Source organism: Pseudomonas sp. NPDC007930, assembly GCF_042958985.1.
Lineage (GTDB): Bacteria > Pseudomonadota > Gammaproteobacteria > Pseudomonadales > Pseudomonadaceae > Aquipseudomonas.
The window spans coordinates 17145-34475 of sequence record NZ_JBIBKC010000012.1 but is presented as its reverse complement, the minus strand read 5'-3'; the positions used below and the strand labels follow the sequence as shown (position 1 = coordinate 34475).

The 17331-nt window shown below is 57.4% G+C and carries 30 protein-coding genes; all 30 read right to left on the bottom strand.

The window, feature by feature from the left end; all coding sequences use genetic code 11:
* Positions 1-141: 141 nt before the first annotated feature.
* Positions 142-528 carry a 50S ribosomal protein L17 gene (gene rplQ / locus ACFZCE_RS20845; protein WP_390942414.1) on the bottom strand — a complete coding sequence of 129 codons (387 nt, stop codon included), beginning with the start codon at positions 526-528 and terminating at the stop codon, positions 142-144.
* Between the two features lie 42 nt (positions 529-570).
* A complete protein-coding gene (locus ACFZCE_RS20840; RefSeq protein ID WP_390942413.1) occupies positions 571-1572 on the bottom strand; it encodes a DNA-directed RNA polymerase subunit alpha in 1002 nt (333 codons plus the stop codon).
* 22 nt (positions 1573-1594) lie between these two features.
* Positions 1595-2215: a 30S ribosomal protein S4 gene (gene rpsD / locus ACFZCE_RS20835; protein ID WP_390942412.1), complete on the bottom strand. Its 621-nt coding sequence runs from the start codon at positions 2213-2215 to the stop codon at positions 1595-1597.
* An 18-nt stretch (positions 2216-2233) separates the two neighbouring features.
* The gene (rpsK, locus tag ACFZCE_RS20830; protein WP_065759197.1) at positions 2234-2623 is read right to left on the bottom strand and encodes a 30S ribosomal protein S11; all 390 of its coding nucleotides are present in this window, start codon (positions 2621-2623) and stop codon (positions 2234-2236) included.
* Between the two features lie 30 nt (positions 2624-2653).
* Positions 2654-3010, bottom strand: a complete 357-nt coding sequence (gene rpsM / locus ACFZCE_RS20825; RefSeq protein ID WP_390942411.1) for a 30S ribosomal protein S13 — start codon at positions 3008-3010, stop codon at positions 2654-2656.
* Positions 3011-3141: 131 nt separating this feature from the next.
* Positions 3142-3258, bottom strand: a complete 117-nt coding sequence (gene rpmJ, locus ACFZCE_RS20820; protein WP_011531897.1) for a 50S ribosomal protein L36 — start codon at positions 3256-3258, stop codon at positions 3142-3144.
* A gap of 28 nt (positions 3259-3286) precedes the next feature.
* Positions 3287-4618 carry a preprotein translocase subunit SecY gene (gene secY / locus ACFZCE_RS20815; protein ID WP_390942410.1) on the bottom strand — a complete coding sequence of 444 codons (1332 nt, stop codon included), beginning with the start codon at positions 4616-4618 and terminating at the stop codon, positions 3287-3289.
* Complete coding sequence (gene rplO, locus ACFZCE_RS20810; RefSeq protein ID WP_390942409.1) at positions 4619-5053, bottom strand: 50S ribosomal protein L15; 435 nt, start codon at positions 5051-5053, stop codon at positions 4619-4621.
* A gap of 3 nt (positions 5054-5056) precedes the next feature.
* Positions 5057-5233 carry a 50S ribosomal protein L30 gene (gene rpmD / locus ACFZCE_RS20805; RefSeq protein ID WP_390942408.1) on the bottom strand — a complete coding sequence of 59 codons (177 nt, stop codon included), beginning with the start codon at positions 5231-5233 and terminating at the stop codon, positions 5057-5059.
* Between the two features lie 2 nt (positions 5234-5235).
* Entirely contained in the window at positions 5236-5736 is a 501-nt protein-coding gene (rpsE, locus tag ACFZCE_RS20800) for a 30S ribosomal protein S5 (protein ID WP_390942407.1), read from the bottom strand.
* Positions 5737-5739: 3 nt separating this feature from the next.
* Entirely contained in the window at positions 5740-6090 is a 351-nt protein-coding gene (rplR, locus tag ACFZCE_RS20795; protein ID WP_390942406.1) for a 50S ribosomal protein L18, read from the bottom strand.
* 10 nt (positions 6091-6100) lie between these two features.
* On the bottom strand, positions 6101-6634 hold the full coding sequence (rplF, locus tag ACFZCE_RS20790; RefSeq protein WP_390942405.1) for a 50S ribosomal protein L6: 534 nt from the start codon (positions 6632-6634) through the stop codon (positions 6101-6103).
* Between the two features lie 13 nt (positions 6635-6647).
* Complete coding sequence (rpsH, locus tag ACFZCE_RS20785; protein WP_390942404.1) at positions 6648-7040, bottom strand: 30S ribosomal protein S8; 393 nt, start codon at positions 7038-7040, stop codon at positions 6648-6650.
* Between the two features lie 192 nt (positions 7041-7232).
* On the bottom strand, positions 7233-7538 hold the full coding sequence (gene rpsN / locus ACFZCE_RS20780; RefSeq protein ID WP_390942403.1) for a 30S ribosomal protein S14: 306 nt from the start codon (positions 7536-7538) through the stop codon (positions 7233-7235).
* 13 nt (positions 7539-7551) lie between these two features.
* Positions 7552-8091 (bottom strand): 50S ribosomal protein L5, encoded by a 540-nt coding sequence (rplE, locus tag ACFZCE_RS20775; RefSeq protein ID WP_390942402.1) that lies wholly within the window; start codon positions 8089-8091, stop codon positions 7552-7554.
* A 20-nt stretch (positions 8092-8111) separates the two neighbouring features.
* The gene (rplX, locus tag ACFZCE_RS20770) at positions 8112-8426 is read right to left on the bottom strand and encodes a 50S ribosomal protein L24 (RefSeq protein ID WP_390942401.1); all 315 of its coding nucleotides are present in this window, start codon (positions 8424-8426) and stop codon (positions 8112-8114) included.
* 11 nt (positions 8427-8437) lie between these two features.
* Positions 8438-8806, bottom strand: a complete 369-nt coding sequence (rplN, locus tag ACFZCE_RS20765) for a 50S ribosomal protein L14 (RefSeq protein WP_003289207.1) — start codon at positions 8804-8806, stop codon at positions 8438-8440.
* Positions 8807-8829: 23 nt separating this feature from the next.
* Positions 8830-9096 (bottom strand): 30S ribosomal protein S17, encoded by a 267-nt coding sequence (rpsQ, locus tag ACFZCE_RS20760; protein ID WP_390942400.1) that lies wholly within the window; start codon positions 9094-9096, stop codon positions 8830-8832.
* Between the two features lie 2 nt (positions 9097-9098).
* Complete coding sequence (gene rpmC / locus ACFZCE_RS20755) at positions 9099-9290, bottom strand: 50S ribosomal protein L29 (protein WP_002555481.1); 192 nt, start codon at positions 9288-9290, stop codon at positions 9099-9101.
* Complete coding sequence (rplP, locus tag ACFZCE_RS20750; RefSeq protein WP_390942399.1) at positions 9290-9703, bottom strand: 50S ribosomal protein L16; 414 nt, start codon at positions 9701-9703, stop codon at positions 9290-9292. The genes rpmC and rplP overlap by 1 nt, the downstream gene beginning before the upstream one ends.
* 12 nt (positions 9704-9715) lie before the next feature.
* Positions 9716-10402 carry a 30S ribosomal protein S3 gene (gene rpsC, locus ACFZCE_RS20745; RefSeq protein ID WP_390942398.1) on the bottom strand — a complete coding sequence of 229 codons (687 nt, stop codon included), beginning with the start codon at positions 10400-10402 and terminating at the stop codon, positions 9716-9718.
* 13 nt (positions 10403-10415) lie between these two features.
* A complete protein-coding gene (gene rplV / locus ACFZCE_RS20740) occupies positions 10416-10748 on the bottom strand; it encodes a 50S ribosomal protein L22 (protein ID WP_002555485.1) in 333 nt (110 codons plus the stop codon).
* 11 nt (positions 10749-10759) lie between these two features.
* Complete coding sequence (rpsS, locus tag ACFZCE_RS20735) at positions 10760-11035, bottom strand: 30S ribosomal protein S19 (RefSeq protein ID WP_190422803.1); 276 nt, start codon at positions 11033-11035, stop codon at positions 10760-10762.
* A gap of 16 nt (positions 11036-11051) precedes the next feature.
* Positions 11052-11876, bottom strand: a complete 825-nt coding sequence (rplB, locus tag ACFZCE_RS20730; protein WP_390942397.1) for a 50S ribosomal protein L2 — start codon at positions 11874-11876, stop codon at positions 11052-11054.
* Between the two features lie 14 nt (positions 11877-11890).
* Entirely contained in the window at positions 11891-12190 is a 300-nt protein-coding gene (gene rplW / locus ACFZCE_RS20725) for a 50S ribosomal protein L23 (RefSeq protein ID WP_390942396.1), read from the bottom strand.
* Positions 12187-12789, bottom strand: a complete 603-nt coding sequence (gene rplD, locus ACFZCE_RS20720; protein ID WP_390942395.1) for a 50S ribosomal protein L4 — start codon at positions 12787-12789, stop codon at positions 12187-12189. The genes rplW and rplD overlap by 4 nt, the downstream gene beginning before the upstream one ends.
* Positions 12790-12801: 12 nt before the next feature.
* Complete coding sequence (gene rplC, locus ACFZCE_RS20715; RefSeq protein WP_390942394.1) at positions 12802-13437, bottom strand: 50S ribosomal protein L3; 636 nt, start codon at positions 13435-13437, stop codon at positions 12802-12804.
* A 77-nt stretch (positions 13438-13514) separates the two neighbouring features.
* Positions 13515-13826, bottom strand: a complete 312-nt coding sequence (gene rpsJ, locus ACFZCE_RS20710) for a 30S ribosomal protein S10 (protein ID WP_003186070.1) — start codon at positions 13824-13826, stop codon at positions 13515-13517.
* Positions 13827-13968: 142 nt separating this feature from the next.
* Positions 13969-15162, bottom strand: coding sequence for an elongation factor Tu (tuf, locus tag ACFZCE_RS20705; RefSeq protein ID WP_390942385.1), 1194 nt, complete (start codon positions 15160-15162; stop codon positions 13969-13971).
* Between the two features lie 30 nt (positions 15163-15192).
* Positions 15193-17313, bottom strand: coding sequence for an elongation factor G (gene fusA / locus ACFZCE_RS20700; RefSeq protein WP_390942393.1), 2121 nt, complete (start codon positions 17311-17313; stop codon positions 15193-15195).
* Positions 17314-17331: the final 18 nt, after the last annotated feature.

Below are 17331 nucleotides of genomic sequence, written 5' to 3'. Positions count from 1 at the left end.
GGACCAGTATATTCACCGTCTCGCTAGGTTCTAATGCATTAATTATTACGGCCTGATAGAAAATCCCTAAGCGCGATTGCACGGAATTACAGGCAATAAAAAACCGGGCAAGCCCGGTTTTTTATTGAGTGGCGCGAGGCCTTATTCAGCGCTTACGGCTTCGCCGCCGACCGGACGGTCAACCAGCTCGACATAAGCCATCGGAGCGTTGTCCCCAGCGCGGAAACCGCACTTGAGGATGCGCAGGTAGCCGCCGTTACGGGTGGCGTAGCGCTTGCCCAGATCGTTGAACAGTTTACCCACAGCCGACTTCGAACGGGTACGGTCGAAAGCCAGGCGGCGGTTGGCAACGCTGTCTTCTTTGGCCAGGGTGATCAGCGGCTCGGCAACGCGGCGCAGTTCCTTGGCTTTCGGAAGGGTAGTTTTGATCAGCTCGTGCTCGAACAGCGACACCGCCATGTTTTGGAACATGGCCTTGCGGTGCGCGCTGGTGCGGCTCAGGTGACGACCACTTTTACGATGACGCATGGTGAATTCCTTACCAAACTGTACGTTCGGTGATTACGACGATCAGGCAGTGGCCTTATCGTCCTTCTTAAGACTTGCAGGCGGCCAGTTGTCGAGGCGCATGCCGAGGGAGAGACCGCGGGAGGCCAGAACGTCCTTGATTTCAGTCAGGGACTTCTTGCCCAGGTTCGGAGTCTTCAACAGTTCTACTTCGGTACGCTGAATCAGGTCGCCGATGTAGTAAATGTTTTCCGCCTTAAGGCAGTTTGCCGAACGAACAGTCAGTTCCAGATCATCAACCGGGCGCAGAAGAATCGGATCGATTTCATCTTCTTGCTCGACGACGACTGGTTCGCTGTCACCCTTGAGATCCACGAACGCGGCCAGCTGCTGTTGCAGGATGGTCGCGGCACGACGGATAGCTTCTTCTGGGTCCAGGGTACCGTTGGTTTCCAGGTCGATGACCAGCTTGTCCAGGTTGGTGCGCTGCTCGACACGGGCGTTTTCCACCACGTATGCGATACGGCGTACCGGGCTGAACGAAGCATCCAGCTGCAAACGACCAATGCTGCGGCTTTCGTCGTCGTCGCTCTGACGGGCGTCAGCCGGCTCGTAACCGCGGCCACGGGCAACAACGAGCTTCATGTTCAAAGCACCGTTGGTAGCCAGGTTCGCGATCACATGCTCGGGATTGACGATCTCGACATCATGATCCAGCTGAATATCGGCAGCGGTAACCACCCCCGAACCTTTTTTCGACAAGGTCAGCGTAACTTCGTCACGACCGTGCAGTTTGATAGCGAGGCCTTTGACGTTCAGCAGGATGTCGATGACATCTTCCTGAACGCCTTCGATCGCGCTGTACTCGTGGAGTACACCGTCGATCTCGGCTTCTACAACTGCGCAGCCAGGCATGGAGGACAACAGGATGCGACGCAGCGCGTTGCCCAGGGTGTGGCCAAAGCCACGCTCGAGAGGCTCGAGCGTGATCTTGGCGCGGGTTGGGCTGACGACCTGCACATCAATGTGACGGGGCGTCAGAAACTCATTTACCGAAATCTGCATGGATGCACCTACTTTCTAGCCCTTACTTGGAGTAGAGCTCGACGATCAGGTTTTCGTTGATGTCGGCCGATAGATCAGCGCGAGCCGGGATGTTTTTGAACACACCGGATTTTTTCTCGCTGTCTACTTCGACCCACTCAACGCGGCCACGCTGGGCGTTCAGTTCAAGGGCTTGAACGATACGCAGCTGGTTCTTCGATTTCTCGCGAACGGCCACTACATCACCTGGACGAACCTGGTAAGACGGAACGTTTACGGTAGCGCCATTAACGCTGATCGCTTTGTGCGAAACCAGCTGGCGAGACTCGGCGCGGGTAGCACCAAAGCCCATACGGTAAACGACGTTGTCCAGACGGCACTCGAGCAGTTGCAGCAGGTTCTCGCCGGTTGCGCCTTTCTTGCTCGCAGCCAGTTTGTAGTAACCGCTGAACTGGCGTTCGAGAACACCATAGATGCGACGGACTTTTTGCTTCTCGCGCAGCTGGGTACCGTAGTCAGACTGACGGCCACGGCGTTGGCCGTGAATACCCGGTGCGGTTTCGATGTTGCACTTCGATTCCAGGGCGCGAACGCCGCTTTTCAGGAACAGATCGGTGCCTTCACGACGAGACAGTTTGCATTTTGGACCAATGTAACGTGCCATTTCTCTCTGCCTCCTGGATTACACGCGGCGCTTCTTCGGCGGACGGCACCCGTTATGCGGGATAGGCGTCACGTCGGTGATGCTGGCGATTTTATAGCCACAGCTGTTCAGTGCGCGAACAGCAGACTCACGGCCTGGACCTGGACCCTTGACGTTGACGTCGAGGTTCTTCAGGCCATATTCCAGGGCAGCTTGACCAGCACGCTCAGCAGCCACCTGGGCAGCGAACGGGGTGGACTTACGCGAACCACGGAAGCCCGAACCACCGGAGGTAGCCCAGGACAGGGCGTTACCTTGACGGTCGGTAATGGTCACGATGGTGTTGTTGAAAGACGCGTGGATGTGGGCGATCCCATCAACCACTGTCTTTTTGACTTTTTTACGAGGACGAGCAGCAGGCTTTGCCATGTCTATTTTCCTGTCGATTCGCTGGAGCGATTACTTGCGGATCGGCTTGCGTGGGCCCTTACGGGTACGCGCGTTGGTCTTGGTACGCTGACCGCGCACCGGCAGACCGCGACGATGACGCAGGCCGCGGTAGCAACCCAGGTCCATCAAGCGTTTGATCTTCATGTTGATGTCACGACGCAGGTCACCTTCGGTGGTGATCTTCGCCACTTCGCTACGCAGCTGTTCGATTTGCTCGTCGCTCAGATCCTTGATCTTCGCGGCTGGGTTGACCCCAGTGTCTGCACAGATTTTCTGGGCAGTCGTGCGACCAACACCGTAGATGTAGGTCAGCGAGATAACAGTGTGCTTGTTATCTGGAATGTTAACGCCTGCAATACGGGCCATTCAGTGGGACTCCAATTGACAGCTACCTGCGCCCCGGAAGCCAAGAAATAGGGCGCGCGATAATATCGCTGTAGTAACAAATAATCAACCCAGCAGCACACTAGCTGCTGGGCTTTTAGCACGGCTCACACTCAGCCTTGGCGCTGCTTGTGGCGTGGTTCCGCGCTGCAGATCACTCGCACGATACCTTCACGGCGAATAATCTTGCAGTTGCGGCACAGCTTTTTCACCGATGCGCGAACTTTCATGACCAACTCCTCGAACCTTACGGGCCTCTCAGCGCAGCAAGCTGCTGCCGCCGTAGCCCTTCAGGTTGGCTTTCTTCATCAGGGATTCGTACTGGTGCGAAACGAGGTGGGATTGTACTTGGGCCATAAAGTCCATCACAACCACGACCACGATCAGCAACGAGGTCCCGCCAAGGTAGAACGGAACGTTTGCTGCAACCACCAGGAACTGGGGCACCAGGCACACGGCCGTCATGTAAAGAGCACCGAACATGGTCAAGCGGGTCAGAACGCCATCAATGTAGCGTGCGGACTGCTCGCCCGGACGGATGCCCGGAATAAAGGCACCGGACTTCTTCAGGTTCTCCGCTACGTCCTTCGGGTTGAACATCAATGCCGTGTAGAAGAAGCAGAAGAAAATGATCCCTGCACTAAACAGCAAAATGTTCAACGGCTGGCCAGGAGCGATCGACTGCGAGACATCCTGCAGCCAGCCCATACCTTCAGACTGACCAAACCAGGAGCCCAACGAAGCCGGGAACAGCAAGATGCTGCTCGCGAAAATGGCCGGGATAACCCCCGCCATGTTCACTTTCAACGGCAAGTGGCTGCGCTGCTCAGCGAAAACCTTGCGGCCTTGCTGGCGCTTGGCGTAGTGCACCGCAATGCGGCGCTGCCCACGCTCGATGAACACCACGAAACCGATGATCGCTACTGCGACCAGGCCTACGGCGACCAGAGCGAAAATGTTGATATCACCCTGACGGGCAGACTCGAAAGACTGCCCCACCGCGCGCGGCAAGCCGGCGACGATGCCCGAGAAAATCAGCATCGAAATGCCGTTGCCAACACCACGTTCGGTGATCTGCTCGCCCAGCCACATCATGAACAGCGCGCCCGCCACGAAGGTGGACACTGCCAGGATGTAGAAGGTTGGGCCCGACGCGAACGCGACGCCCTGGTTGGCCAGGCCGATGGACATGCCAATCGCCTGAACCAGTGCCAGCACAACGGTGCCATAGCGGGTGTACTGGCTGATCTTGCGACGGCCAGCTTCCCCTTCCTTCTTCAACTGCTCCAGCTGCGGGCTGATCGCGGTCATGAGCTGCATGATGATCGACGCCGAAATGTACGGCATGATCCCCAGTGCAAAAATGCTCATGCGCTCCAGCGCACCGCCGGAAAACATGTTGAACAAGCTAAGAATGGTCCCCTCATTCTGTCGGAACAGATCCGCCAGGCGGTCCGGGTTGATGCCGGGAACTGGGATGTGCGCGCCGATCCGGTAGACGATAATCGCCAGGAACAGGAAACGCAGACGAGCCCAGAGTTCGGACAACCCGCCTTTGCCGAGCGCTGAGAGAGCACCTTGCTTAGCCATTTATTCCTCGAACTTGCCGCCAGCTGCTTCGATAGCCGCGCGCGCGCCCTTGGTGGCATTGATGCCCTTCAGGGTTACGGCACGAGTCACATCACCAGACAGCACGACTTTAACGCGCTGAACGTTCTGGTTGATGACGTTTGCTTCTTTCAGCGACTGAACCGAAACGACGTCGCCTTGAACCTTGGCCAGCTCCGAAGTGCGAACTTCAGCGCGGTCCATGGCTTTCAGGGAAACGAAGCCGAATTTCGGCAGGCGACGGTGCAGCGGCTGTTGACCACCCTCGAAGCCCGGAGCGATGGTGCCACCGGAACGGGAAGTCTGGCCTTTGTGACCACGGCCGCCGGTCTTACCCAGACCGCTGCCGATGCCACGACCTGGACGATGCTTCTCGCGACGGGAACCCGGCGCTGGACTCAGATCATTGAGTTTCATCGATTAACCCTCGACGCGCAGCATGTAGTAAGCCTTGTTGATCATCCCACGGTTGGAGGGAGTATCTTCGACTTCTACGGTGTGACCGATACGGCGCAGACCCAGGCCCTTAACGCACAGTTTGTGGTTAGGGATACGGCCGGCGGTGCTCTTGATCAGCGTGACTTTGACGGTAGCCATGATTACAGAATCTCCTCGACGCTCTTACCGCGCTTGGCGGCGATGGAATCAGGAGACTGCATGGCTTTCAGGCCGTTGAAAGTGGCGTGTACCACGTTCACCGGGTTGGTCGAGCCATAGCACTTGGCCAGAACGTTATGCACGCCAGCCACTTCCAGCACGGCACGCATGGCGCCACCGGCGATGATGCCGGTACCTTCCGAAGCGGGCTGCATGTACACCTTCGACGCACCGTGGGTGGACTTGGTGGCGTACTGCAGGGTGGTGCCCTTCAGGTCTACCTGAATCATGTTGCGACGTGCAGCTTCCATAGCCTTCTGGATAGCAGCCGGCACTTCGCGGGACTTACCGCGACCGAAGCCAACGCGGCCCTTGCCATCACCTACCACGGTCAGCGCGGTGAAGGTGAAGATACGGCCGCCTTTGACGGTCTTGGCTACGCGGTTAACCTGAACCAGCTTCTCAATGTAGCCTTCGTCGCGTTTTTGGTCGTTATTTGCCATAACTTAGAACTCCAGCCCGCCTTCACGAGCAGCATCAGCCAGTGCTTTGACACGGCCGTGGTACTTGAAGCCGGAACGGTCGAAAGCGACTTGAGAAATACCGGCAGCCTTGGCGCGCTCGGCAACCAGTTTGCCGACCTTGGAGGCGGCATCGACGTTGCCAGTGGCACCATCACGCAGTTCTTTGTCCAAGGTAGAGGCGCTGGCCAGAACCTTGCTGCCGTCGGCCGAAATGACCTGGGCATAGATGTGCTGCGAAGAGCGATACACGCACAGACGCACGGTTTCGAGCTCGTGCATTTTCAGGCGTGCTTTGCGAGCGCGACGCAGACGAGTAACTTTTTTGTCGGTCATTTGCTAGGCCCTACTTCTTCTTGGCTTCTTTACGGCGGACGACTTCATCCGCGTAACGGACACCCTTGCCTTTGTACGGCTCTGGACGACGGAAGTCGCGGATTTCCGCGGCAACCTGGCCTACGAGCTGCTTGTCGATGCCCTTGATCAGGATATCGGTTTGGCTAGGAGTTTCAGCGGTGATGCCTTCCGGCAGCTGATATTCCACAGGGTGGGAGAAGCCCAGCGCCAGCGACAGGACTTGGCCCTTGGCTTGCGCCTTGTAACCAACACCAACCAGCTGAAGCTTGCGCTCGAAGCCCTGGCTTACGCCCTGGACCATGTTGTTCACCAGAGCGCGGGTAGTACCGGCCATGGCGCGGGTCTGTTGGTCGCCGTTGCGGGCAGCGAAACGCAGCTCGCCGCTTTCTTCGGTGATTTCAACAGAGTTGTGAACGTTCAGTTCCAGAGTACCCTTTGCACCCTTGATCGACAGCACCGGACCAGCGAGTTTGATTTCTACGCCAGCTGGGAGCTTGACGGGGTTCTTAGCGACGCGAGACATTGCTGATCCCCCCTTAGAACACGGTGCAGAGCACTTCGCCGCCGACACCGGCAGCGCGCGCAGCGCGATCCGTCATCACACCTTTGTTGGTGGAGACGATGGAAACGCCAAGACCGCCGCGTACTTTCGGCAGATCATCGACGGACTTGTACTGGCGAAGGCCAGGACGGCTGACGCGTTTGACTTCTTCGATGACCGGACGGCCTTCGTAGTATTTCAGCTCGAGAGAGAGCGAAGGCTTCGCGTCGCCAGTGACCTGATAACCCGCGATGTAGCCTTCGTCCTTGAGAACTTTGGCAACAGCAACCTTCAGAGTCGACGAAGGCATGCTTACAACGGACTTTTCAGCCATCTGGGCATTACGGATGCGAGTTAGCATGTCCGCTAACGGGTCCTGCATACTCATGGGCTAGATGCTCCTGATACGAAAAAAACTGGCCTTTCGGCCGCATAGACCGCCCGAACGCAGCCGGGATACCCGGGCTCGGGCGAGCCGGTCATTCTAGAGACACACCAGAAACGAATCAAGCCCCAAAAGGGGCTTGATCGTTGTGCCGGTGCACCGGCGGTCGGAGACCACCGGTACCGAGCGCAGTGCTTACCAGCTGGCTTTGACCAGGCCTGGTACGTCACCGCGCATGGCAGCTTCGCGCAGCTTGTTACGCGACAGGCCGAACTTACGGTATACACCGTGCGGACGACCGGTCAGGCGGCAGCGGTTGCGCAGGCGCGAGGAGCTCGCGTCACGCGGCTGCTTCTGCAGTGCGATGGTAGCGTTCCAGCGCTCTTCAGGCGTTGCTTCCTGATTCACGATGATTGCTTTCAGCGCAGCGCGTTTGGTAGCGAACTTGGCAACCAGTTTCTGGCGCTTCAGCTCGCGGTTCTTCATGCTCGTCTTAGCCATTATCCGACTCCAATCAGTTGCGGAACGGGAACTTGAATGCACGCAGCAGAGCGCGGCCTTCGTCGTCCGTACGGGCAGTGGTGGTCAGGGTAATGTCCAGACCGCGAAGAGCATCGATCTTGTCGTAATCGATTTCCGGGAAGATGATCTGCTCTTTCACGCCCATGCTGTAGTTGCCACGACCGTCGAAGGACTTGGCATTCAGGCCGCGGAAGTCGCGAACCCGAGGCAGGGAGATGGACAGCAGGCGATCCAGGAACTCGTACATACGATCGCGACGCAGGGTGACTTTGACGCCAATCGGCCAACCTTCGCGGACTTTGAACCCAGCGATCGATTTGCGAGCAAAGGTCACCACGGCTTTTTGGCCGGTGATTTTTTCAAGATCGGCAACAGCGTGCTCGATGACTTTTTTGTCACCGATTGCTTCGCCCAGACCCATGTTCAGGGTGATCTTGGTAACGCGCGGAACTTCCATCACGTTGGCCAGCTTAAGTTCTTCCTTAAGCTTGGGGGCGATTTCCTTCCGGTAAATCTCTTTCAGTCGTGCCATGGTCATTTACCTAGCAGTGTTCAAGCATCAACCGCTTTTTGGGTCGACTTGAAGACACGAATTTTCTTACCGTCTTCAACCTTGAAACCTACGCGGTCAGCCTTGTTGGTTTCGCTGTTGAAAATGGCAACGTTGGAAGCGTGCAGTGGCGCTTCTTTCTCGACGATACCGCCCTGGATGCCAGCCATTGGATTCGGCTTGGTGTGGCGCTTGACCAGGTTGACCCCGCCAATGACCAGACGGTCATCAGCGAGAACCTTCAGCACCTTACCGCGCTTGCCCTTGTCTTTGCCGGCGATCACGACGATCTCGTCGTCACGACGAATCTTTTGCATGTCGGATCTCCTTACAGCACTTCTGGGGCGAGCGAGACGATCTTCATGAACTTCTCAGAGCGAAGTTCACGGGTCACTGGCCCAAAGATACGGGTGCCGATCGGCTCTTGCTTGTTGTTCAGCAGAACAGCAGCGTTGCCGTCGAAACGGATGATCGAACCGTCAGGGCGACGAACGCCGTGACGAGTACGAACTACCACCGCGGTCATGACTTGGCCTTTTTTGACCTTGCCACGAGGAATCGCTTCCTTCACGGTTACTTTGATGATGTCACCGATTCCGGCGTAACGGCGGTGGGAACCACCGAGCACCTTGATGCACATGACGCGACGAGCGCCGCTGTTATCGGCCACATCGAGCATCGATTGAGTCTGAATCATAAAATTTCTCCGACCCCTAGCCCTTAGACTTCAACAGCGCGCTCAACGACTTCAACCAGGTCCCAGCACTTGGTCTTGGCCATCGGGCGAACTTCGCGGATGGTGACCTTGTCGCCGATGTGGCACTGATTGGTCTCGTCGTGGGCGTGCAGCTTGGTCGAACGCTTGACGTATTTACCGTAGATCGGGTGCTTAACGCGACGCTCGATCAGAACGGTGATAGTTTTGTCCATCTTGTCGCTGACGACACGGCCAGTCAGCGTACGGACGGTTTTTTCGGCTTCAGCCATGATCACTTACCTGCCTGCTGGTTGAGCACAGTTTTCACGCGAGCGATGTCACGCTTCACTTGCGAGAGCAGGTGAGACTGCCCCAACTGACCAGTTGCCTTCTGCATACGCAGATTGAACTGATCGCGCAGCAAGCCGAGCAGTTGCTCGTTCAGTTGCTGTGCTGATTTCTCACGAAGTTCGTTCGCTTTCATCACATCACCGTCCGCTTAACAAAGGAGGTCGCCAGAGGCAGCTTCGCAGCAGCCAGGGCAAATGCCTCACGAGCCAGTTGCTCGGAAACACCCTCGATTTCGTACAGCACTTTGCCCGGTTGAATCTGGGCAACCCAGTACTCCACGTTACCCTTACCTTTACCCATACGAACTTCGAGGGGCTTTTTGGTAACCGGCTTGTCCGGGAATACACGGATCCAGATCTTGCCGCCACGTTTCACGTGACGGGTCAGCGCACGACGTGCGGACTCGATCTGGCGAGCGGTGAGGCGACCGCGAGCGACAGCTTTCAGTGCGAATTCACCGAAGCTGACTTTGCTACCGCGCTGAGCCAGACCACGGTTGTGGCCGGTCATCTGCTTGCGGAATTTTGTACGCTTTGGTTGCAACATTTGGCGTACCCCTTACTTGGCAGCTTTTTTACGAGGCGCAGGTGCTTGCGGCTTCAGCTCTTCCTGGCGACCACCAATTACTTCGCCTTTGAAGATCCAAACCTTGACACCGATCACACCGTAAGTGGTGTGCGCTTCGTAGGTGGCATAGTCGATATCGGCACGCAGGGTGTGCAGGGGCACACGACCTTCGCGATACCATTCAGTACGTGCGATTTCAGCACCGCCGAGACGACCGCTCACTTGGATCTTGATGCCTTTGGCACCAATGCGCATGGCGTTCTGTACGGCGCGCTTCATGGCGCGACGGAACATCACACGACGCTCCAGCTGCTGAGCTACGCTCTGGGCAACCAGCATACCGTCGAGCTCCGGCTTGCGGATCTCTTCGATGTTGATGTGCACAGGCACACCCATTTGCTTGGTCAGGTCCTGACGCAGTTTCTCAACATCCTCACCTTTCTTGCCGATCACGATGCCGGGGCGAGCAGTGTGGATGGTGATGCGTGCGGTTTGAGCCGGGCGATGAATATCGATACGGCTCACGGACGCGCTTTTTAGTTTGTCCTGGAGGTACTCACGCGTTTGCAGGTCTGCAAGCAGATAGTCTGCGTAAGTCTTGCCGCCTGCATACCAGACGGAAGTGTGCTCCTTGACGATTCCCAGGCGGATGCCAACGGGATGTACTTTCTGACCCATCTGATCGACTCCGTTACTTGTCCGCAACCTTGACAGTGATATGGCAAGACCGCTTGACGATGCGATCAGCGCGGCCTTTGGCACGCGGCATGATGCGCTTCAGCGAACGCCCTTCGTTAACGAAGACAGTCGACACTTTCAGGTCGTCGACGTCGGCGCCTTCGTTGTGTTCGGCGTTGGCAACGGCCGATTCAAGGACTTTCTTCAAGATTTCAGCGGCTTTTTTGCTGCTGAAGGCCAACAGGTTGAGCGCTTCGCCCACCTTCTTCCCGCGGATCTGGTCGGCGACCAAGCGGGCTTTCTGGGCGGAGATTCGAGCGCCCGACAGCTTAGCGGCTACTTCCATTTCCTTACCCCTTAGCGCTTGGCTTTTTTGTCAGCTGCATGCCCGCGATAGGTGCGGGTAGCGGCGAACTCGCCCAGTTTATGGCCGACCATGTCTTCGCTCACGAGAACCGGAACGTGTTGACGGCCGTTATGCACGGCGATGGTCAGACCTACCATTTGCGGCAGAATCATCGAACGACGCGACCAGGTTTTCACCGGTTTGCGATCATTCTTTTCCGCCGCCACTTCGACCTTCTTCAACAGGTGAAGATCGATAAAAGGACCTTTCTTCAGAGAACGTGGCACTGTCGTATCCCTCTATTTACTTGCGACGACGGACGATCATGTTGTCGGTACGCTTATTAGCACGGGTCTTCGCACCCTTGGTTGGGAAGCCCCATGGCGATACCGGATGACGACCACCGGACGTACGGCCTTCACCACCACCATGTGGGTGGTCAACCGGGTTCATGGCAACACCACGAACGGTTGGGCGAACGCCACGCCAGCGCTTGGCACCAGCTTTACCCAGCGAACGCAGGCTGTGCTCGGAGTTCGAGACTTCGCCCAGGGTCGCACGGCACTCAGCCAGTACTTTGCGCATCTCGCCAGAGCGGAGACGCAGGGTCACGTATACACCTTCACGAGCGACCAGCTGAGCCGAAGCACCAGCGGAACGCGCGATCTGAGCACCTTTACCAGGCTTCAGCTCGATGGCGTGAACGGTAGAACCGACCGGAATGTTGCGCAGCTGCAGCGTGTTGCCCGGCTTGATTGGAGCCAGAGCACCTGCAACGATCTGGTCGCCAGCGCTGACGCCTTTCGGGGCCAGGATGTAACGACGCTCGCCGTCTGCGTACAGAACCAGTGCGATGAAAGCAGTACGGTTCGGATCGTATTCGATACGCTCGACAGTGGCGGCGATGCCGTCTTTGTCGTTGCGACGGAAGTCGACCAGACGATAGTGCTGCTTGTGGCCACCACCTACGTGACGCGTAGTGATGCGGCCATTATTGTTACGACCACCAGACTTCGATTTCTTTTCGAGCAGGGGGGCGTGAGGAGCGCCTTTGTGGAGCTCCTTGTTGACGACCTTGACCACGAAACGGCGGCCAGCGGAAGTCGGTTTGCATTTAACGATTGCCATGATGCGCCCCTTCCTTACTCAGCATTGCTGCTGAAATCGAGATCTTGGCCTGGCTGAAGGGCAACGATTGCCTTCTTCCAGTCATTACGCTTGCCCAGACCGCGAGCGGTGCGCTTCGTCTTACCCAGAACGTTCAGGGTAGTGACGGAGTCGACCTTCACGTCAAACAAGGTTTCGACGGCCTTCTTGATTTCCAGCTTGGTAGCGTCGGTCGCGACCTTGAAGACGAACTGGCTCTTCTTCTCTGCCAGGTTCGTGGCCTTCTCGGAAACGTGCGGGCCAAGCAGAACTTTGAATACGCGTTCCTGGTTCATCCCAGCAGCTCCTCGAATTTCTTCACGGCGGACACGGTGATCAACACCTTGTCGTAGGCGATCAGGCTAACCGGGTCGGAACCTTGGACGTCACGTACATCAACGTGCGGCAGGTTGCGAGCGGCCAGGTACAGGTTCTGGTCAACGGCTTCGGAAACGATCAGCACGTCGGTCAGGCCCATACCATTCAGCTTGCCCAGCAGGTCTTTGGTTTTCGGGGCTTCAACAGCGAAGTCCTGAACCACGACCAGGCGATCGGTACGCACCAGCTCAGCGAGGATGGAGCGCAGTGCTGCGCGGTACATCTTCTTGTTGAGCTTTTGCGAGTGATCCTGAGGGCGAGCAGCGAAAGTGGTACCACCGCCACGCCACAGCGGGCTACGGATAGTACCGGCACGGGCGCGGCCGGTGCCTTTCTGGCGCCATGGGCGCTTGCCGCCACCAGCAACGTCAGAACGAGTCTTCTGCTGCTTGCTGCCCTGACGGCCACCGGCCATGAAGGCTACGACTGCCTGGTGAACCAGGGTCTCGTTGAACTCGCCACCGAAAGTCCGCTCGGAAACTTCGATCGCTTGCGCGTCATTTACATTCAATTGCATGTCAGCTTCCCCTTAACCGCGAGCCTTAACAGCCGGACGTACAATCACGTCGCCGCCAGTTGCGCCCGGAACGGCACCCTTGACCAGCAACAGATTGCGTTCAGCGTCAACGCGGACAATTTCCAGGGACTGAACGGTCACGCGCTCGGCGCCCATGTGACCGGACATTTTCTTGCCCTTGAATACACGACCAGGAGTCTGGCACTGGCCGATGGAGCCCGGGACGCGGTGGGAAACGGAGTTACCGTGGGTGTTGTCCTGACCGCGGAAGTTCCAACGCTTGATGGTACCGGCGAAGCCTTTACCCTTGGACTGACCGGTCACATCGACCAGCTGGCCAGCGGAGAACAGTTCTGCTTTGATCAGGTCACCTGCCTGGTACTCGCCTTCTTCAAGGCGGAATTCCATGACATTACGGCCTGCAGCAACGTTCGCTTTTGCGAAGTGGCCCGCTTGAGCAGCGGTCACGCGCGAAGCACGACGCTCACCGACAGTGACTTGCACTGCGCGATAGCCATCGGTTTCTTCGGATTTAAACTGGGTGACGCGATTCGGTTCGACCTCGATGACCGTAACCGGAATAGAGACACCATCTTCGGTAAAAATGCGGGTCATACCGCACTTACGACCGACTACACCAATAGTCATGTTGTAACCTCATGAGTGTACGGGGCTTTCACCCGCTATGGCCGCCCATTTCAGAGCGTTACACGACCAAGCTGGGCTTAGCCGAGGCTGATCTGTACTTCCACGCCTGCCGCGAGGTCCAGTTTCATCAGCGCATCGACGGTTTTGTCGGTGGGCTGAACGATGTCCAGAACGCGCTTGTGAGTGCGGATCTCGTACTGGTCACGCGCGTCTTTGTTGACGTGCGGGGAGACCAGAACGGTGAAACGCTCTTTACGGGTAGGCAGTGGAATCGGACCACGCACTTGTGCACCAGTACGTTTCGCGGTTTCCACGATTTCCTGGGTGGATTGGTCGATCAGGCGATGGTCAAAAGCCTTCAACCTGATACGGATTTGCTGATTTTGCATTGGATTTCAGACTCCAGGCTCATTCCCAACGGGCGCACTATGCCCGTTAAAAGGAGGCGTGATTCTATAGACGGCCCATTGCAGTGTCAACCGGATAAAAAAAACCCCCGCTGAGCGGGGGTTTTTCTTAAACCATCAAGTGTTACTCGATGATTTTGGCCACAACACCGGCGCCAACGGTACGGCCGCCTTCGCGAATAGCGAAGCGCAGGCCGTCTTCCATGGCGATGGTTTTGATCAGGGTAACGACCATCTGGACGTTGTCACCTGGCATGACCATTTCAACGCCTTCCGGCAGTTCGCACGAACCGGTTACGTCGGTGGTACGGAAGTAGAACTGTGGGCGGTAGCCTTTGAAGAACGGGGTGTGACGACCACCTTCTTCTTTCGACAGCACGTACACCTCAGCGGTGAACTTGGTGTGCGGCTTGACCGAACCCGGCTTGGCCAGAACCTGGCCACGCTCTACGTCGTCACGCTTGGTGCCACGCAGCAGAACGCCACAGTTCTCACCCGCACGACCTTCGTCGAGCAGCTTGCGGAACATTTCAACGCCGGTGCAGGTAGTCTTGGTGGTTGGACGCAGGCCAACGATCTCGACTTCTTCCTGGATGCGGACGATGCCACGCTCAACACGACCGGTGACTACAGTACCGCGACCCGAGATCGAGAACACGTCTTCGATCGGCATCAGGAACGGCTTGTCGATAGCGCGCTCTGGTTGCGGAATGTAGCTGTCCAGGGTCTCAACGAGTTTCTTGACGGCAGTGGTGCCCATCTCGTTGTCGTCCTGGCCGTTCAGGGCCATCAGCGCCGAACCGATGATGATCGGAGTGTCGTCGCCTGGGAAGTCGTAGGTGCTCAGCAGGTCACGAACTTCCATCTCGACCAGTTCCAGCAGCTCAGCGTCGTCAACCATGTCGGCCTTGTTCAGGAACACGACGATGTACGGTACGCCAACCTGACGGGACAGCAGGATGTGCTCGCGAGTCTGAGGCATCGGACCATCAGCGGCCGAGCAGACCAGGATAGCGCCGTCCATCTGGGCAGCACCGGTGATCATGTTCTTGACGTAGTCGGCGTGACCCGGGCAGTCAACGTGCGCGTAGTGACGCTCGTTCGAGTCGTACTCTACGTGCGCGGTGTTGATGGTGATACCACGGGCTTTCTCTTCCGGGGCGCTGTCGATCTTGTCGAAGTCAACGCGAGCGGAACCGAAAACTTCCGAGCAAACGCGGGTCAGCGCTGCGGTCAGAGTGGTTTTGCCGTGGTCAACGTGACCGATGGTGCCAACGTTGACGTGCGGTTTGTTACGTTCGAACTTTTCTTTAGCCACGACTGTGAACCTCTTGCCTAAAGGGCTTGGTTAGCCTTGTTTCTTGATCAGAGCTTCGACGATGTTCGACGGAGCTGGCGCGTATTTGGAGAATTCCATGGAGTAGCTTGCGCGACCCTGAGACATGGAACGAACGTCGGTCGCATAACCGAACATTTCACCCAACGGTACTTCGGCACGGATAACCTTGCCGGAGACGGTGTCTTCCATACCCTGGATCATGCCACGACGACGGTTCAGGTCACCCATCACGTCACCCATGTAGTCCTCAGGGGTCACTACTTCGACCTTCATGATCGGCTCGAGCACCTCGCCACCGCCCTTCTGGGCCAGTTGCTTGGTAGCCATCGAGGCCGCGACCTTGAACGCCATTTCGTTGGAGTCGACGTCGTGGTACGAACCGTCGAACACAGTCGCCTTCAGGCCGATCAGAGGATAGCCGGCAACTACGCCGTTTTTCATCTGCTCTTCGATGCCCTTCTGAATAGCAGGGATGTATTCCTTCGGAATCACACCGCCCACGACTTCGTTGGAGAACACCAGGCCTTCGGTGATGTTGCCGTTTTCGTCAGCATCGGGTTTCGAGAAACGAACCCAGCAGTGACCGAACTGGCCGCGGCCGCCGGACTGGCGAACGAACTTGCCTTCGATCTCGACGTTGTCCTTGGTGATCTGCTCACGGTAGGACACTTGCGGCTTGCCGATGTTGGCTTCGACGTTGAACTCGCGACGCATACGGTCTACGAGAATGTCGAGGTGCAACTCGCCCATGCCCGAGATGATGGTCTGGCCGGTCTCTTCGTCGGTCTTGACGCGGAAGGATGGGTCTTCCTGAGCGAGCTTGCCCAGTGCGATACCCATTTTTTCCTGGTCGTCCTTGGTTTTAGGCTCTACGGCAACCGAGATAACCGGCTCCGGGAAGTCCATGCGAACCAGGATGATTGGCTGTTCAGCCGAGCACAGGGTGTCACCGGTGGTGACGTCCTTCATGCCGATCAGGGCCGCGATGTCGCCAGCGCGTACTTCTTTGATCTCTTCGCGGGTGTTGGCGTGCATTTGAACCATACGGCCCACACGCTCTTTCTTGCCCTTGACCGAGTTGACCACGCCGTCGCCGGAGTTCAACACGCCCGAGTAAACGCGAGCGAAGGTCAGGGTACCCACGAACGGGTCGGTTGCGATCTTGAAGGCCAGCGCGGAGAACGGTTCGGCGTCATCTGCATGGCGCTCCATTTCCTTGGTCTCGTCATCCGGGTGCGAACCCTTGATGGCGGGAATGTCGACCGGCGCAGGCAGGAAGTCGATGACCGCGTCGAGAACCAGGGGAACGCCCTTGTTCTTGAACGAAGAACCGCAAACAGCCAAGACGATTTCGCCAGCGATGGTACGCTGACGCAGGGCGCCTTTGATTTCCTCGATGGTGAGCTCTTCGCCCTCGAGGTACTTGTTCATCAGCTCTTCAGTGGCTTCGGCGGCTGCCTCGACCATGTTCGCGCGCCACTCTTCAGCCAGGGACTGAAGCTCGGCAGGGATCGGCTCGCGGCGTGCGGCCATGCCCTTGTCGTCGTCGTTCCAGTAGACGGCTTCCATGGTCATCAGGTCGATCTGACCTTGGAAGTTGTCTTCGGCACCGATGGCCAGCTGGATAGGCACCGGGGTGTGACCCAGGCGCTGTTTGATCTGGCCGACTACGCGCAGGAAGTTGGCACCGGCGCGGTCCATCTTGTTGACGTAGACCAGGCGCGGAACACCGTACTTGTTGGCTTGGCGCCATACGGTTTCAGACTGCGGCTCAACGCCGGAGGTGCCGCAGAACACCACGACAGCACCGTCGAGTACACGCAGCGAACGCTCTACTTCAATGGTGAAGTCAACGTGGCCGGGGGTATCGATGATATTGAAGCGGTGCTTGTCGAACTGCTTGTTCGAGCCAGCCCAGAAGGCGGTGGTCGCAGCGGAGGTAATGGTAATACCCCGCTCCTGCTCCTGCACCATCCAGTCCATGGTCGCGGCGCCGTCGTGCACCTCGCCCATCTTGTGATTCACGCCCGTATAGAACAGTACGCGCTCGGTGGTAGTGGTTTTACCCGCGTCCACGTGTGCAACGATACCGATGTTACGGTAGCGATTAATCGGAGTAGTACGAGCCATAAAGCCCTCGCAAATTGA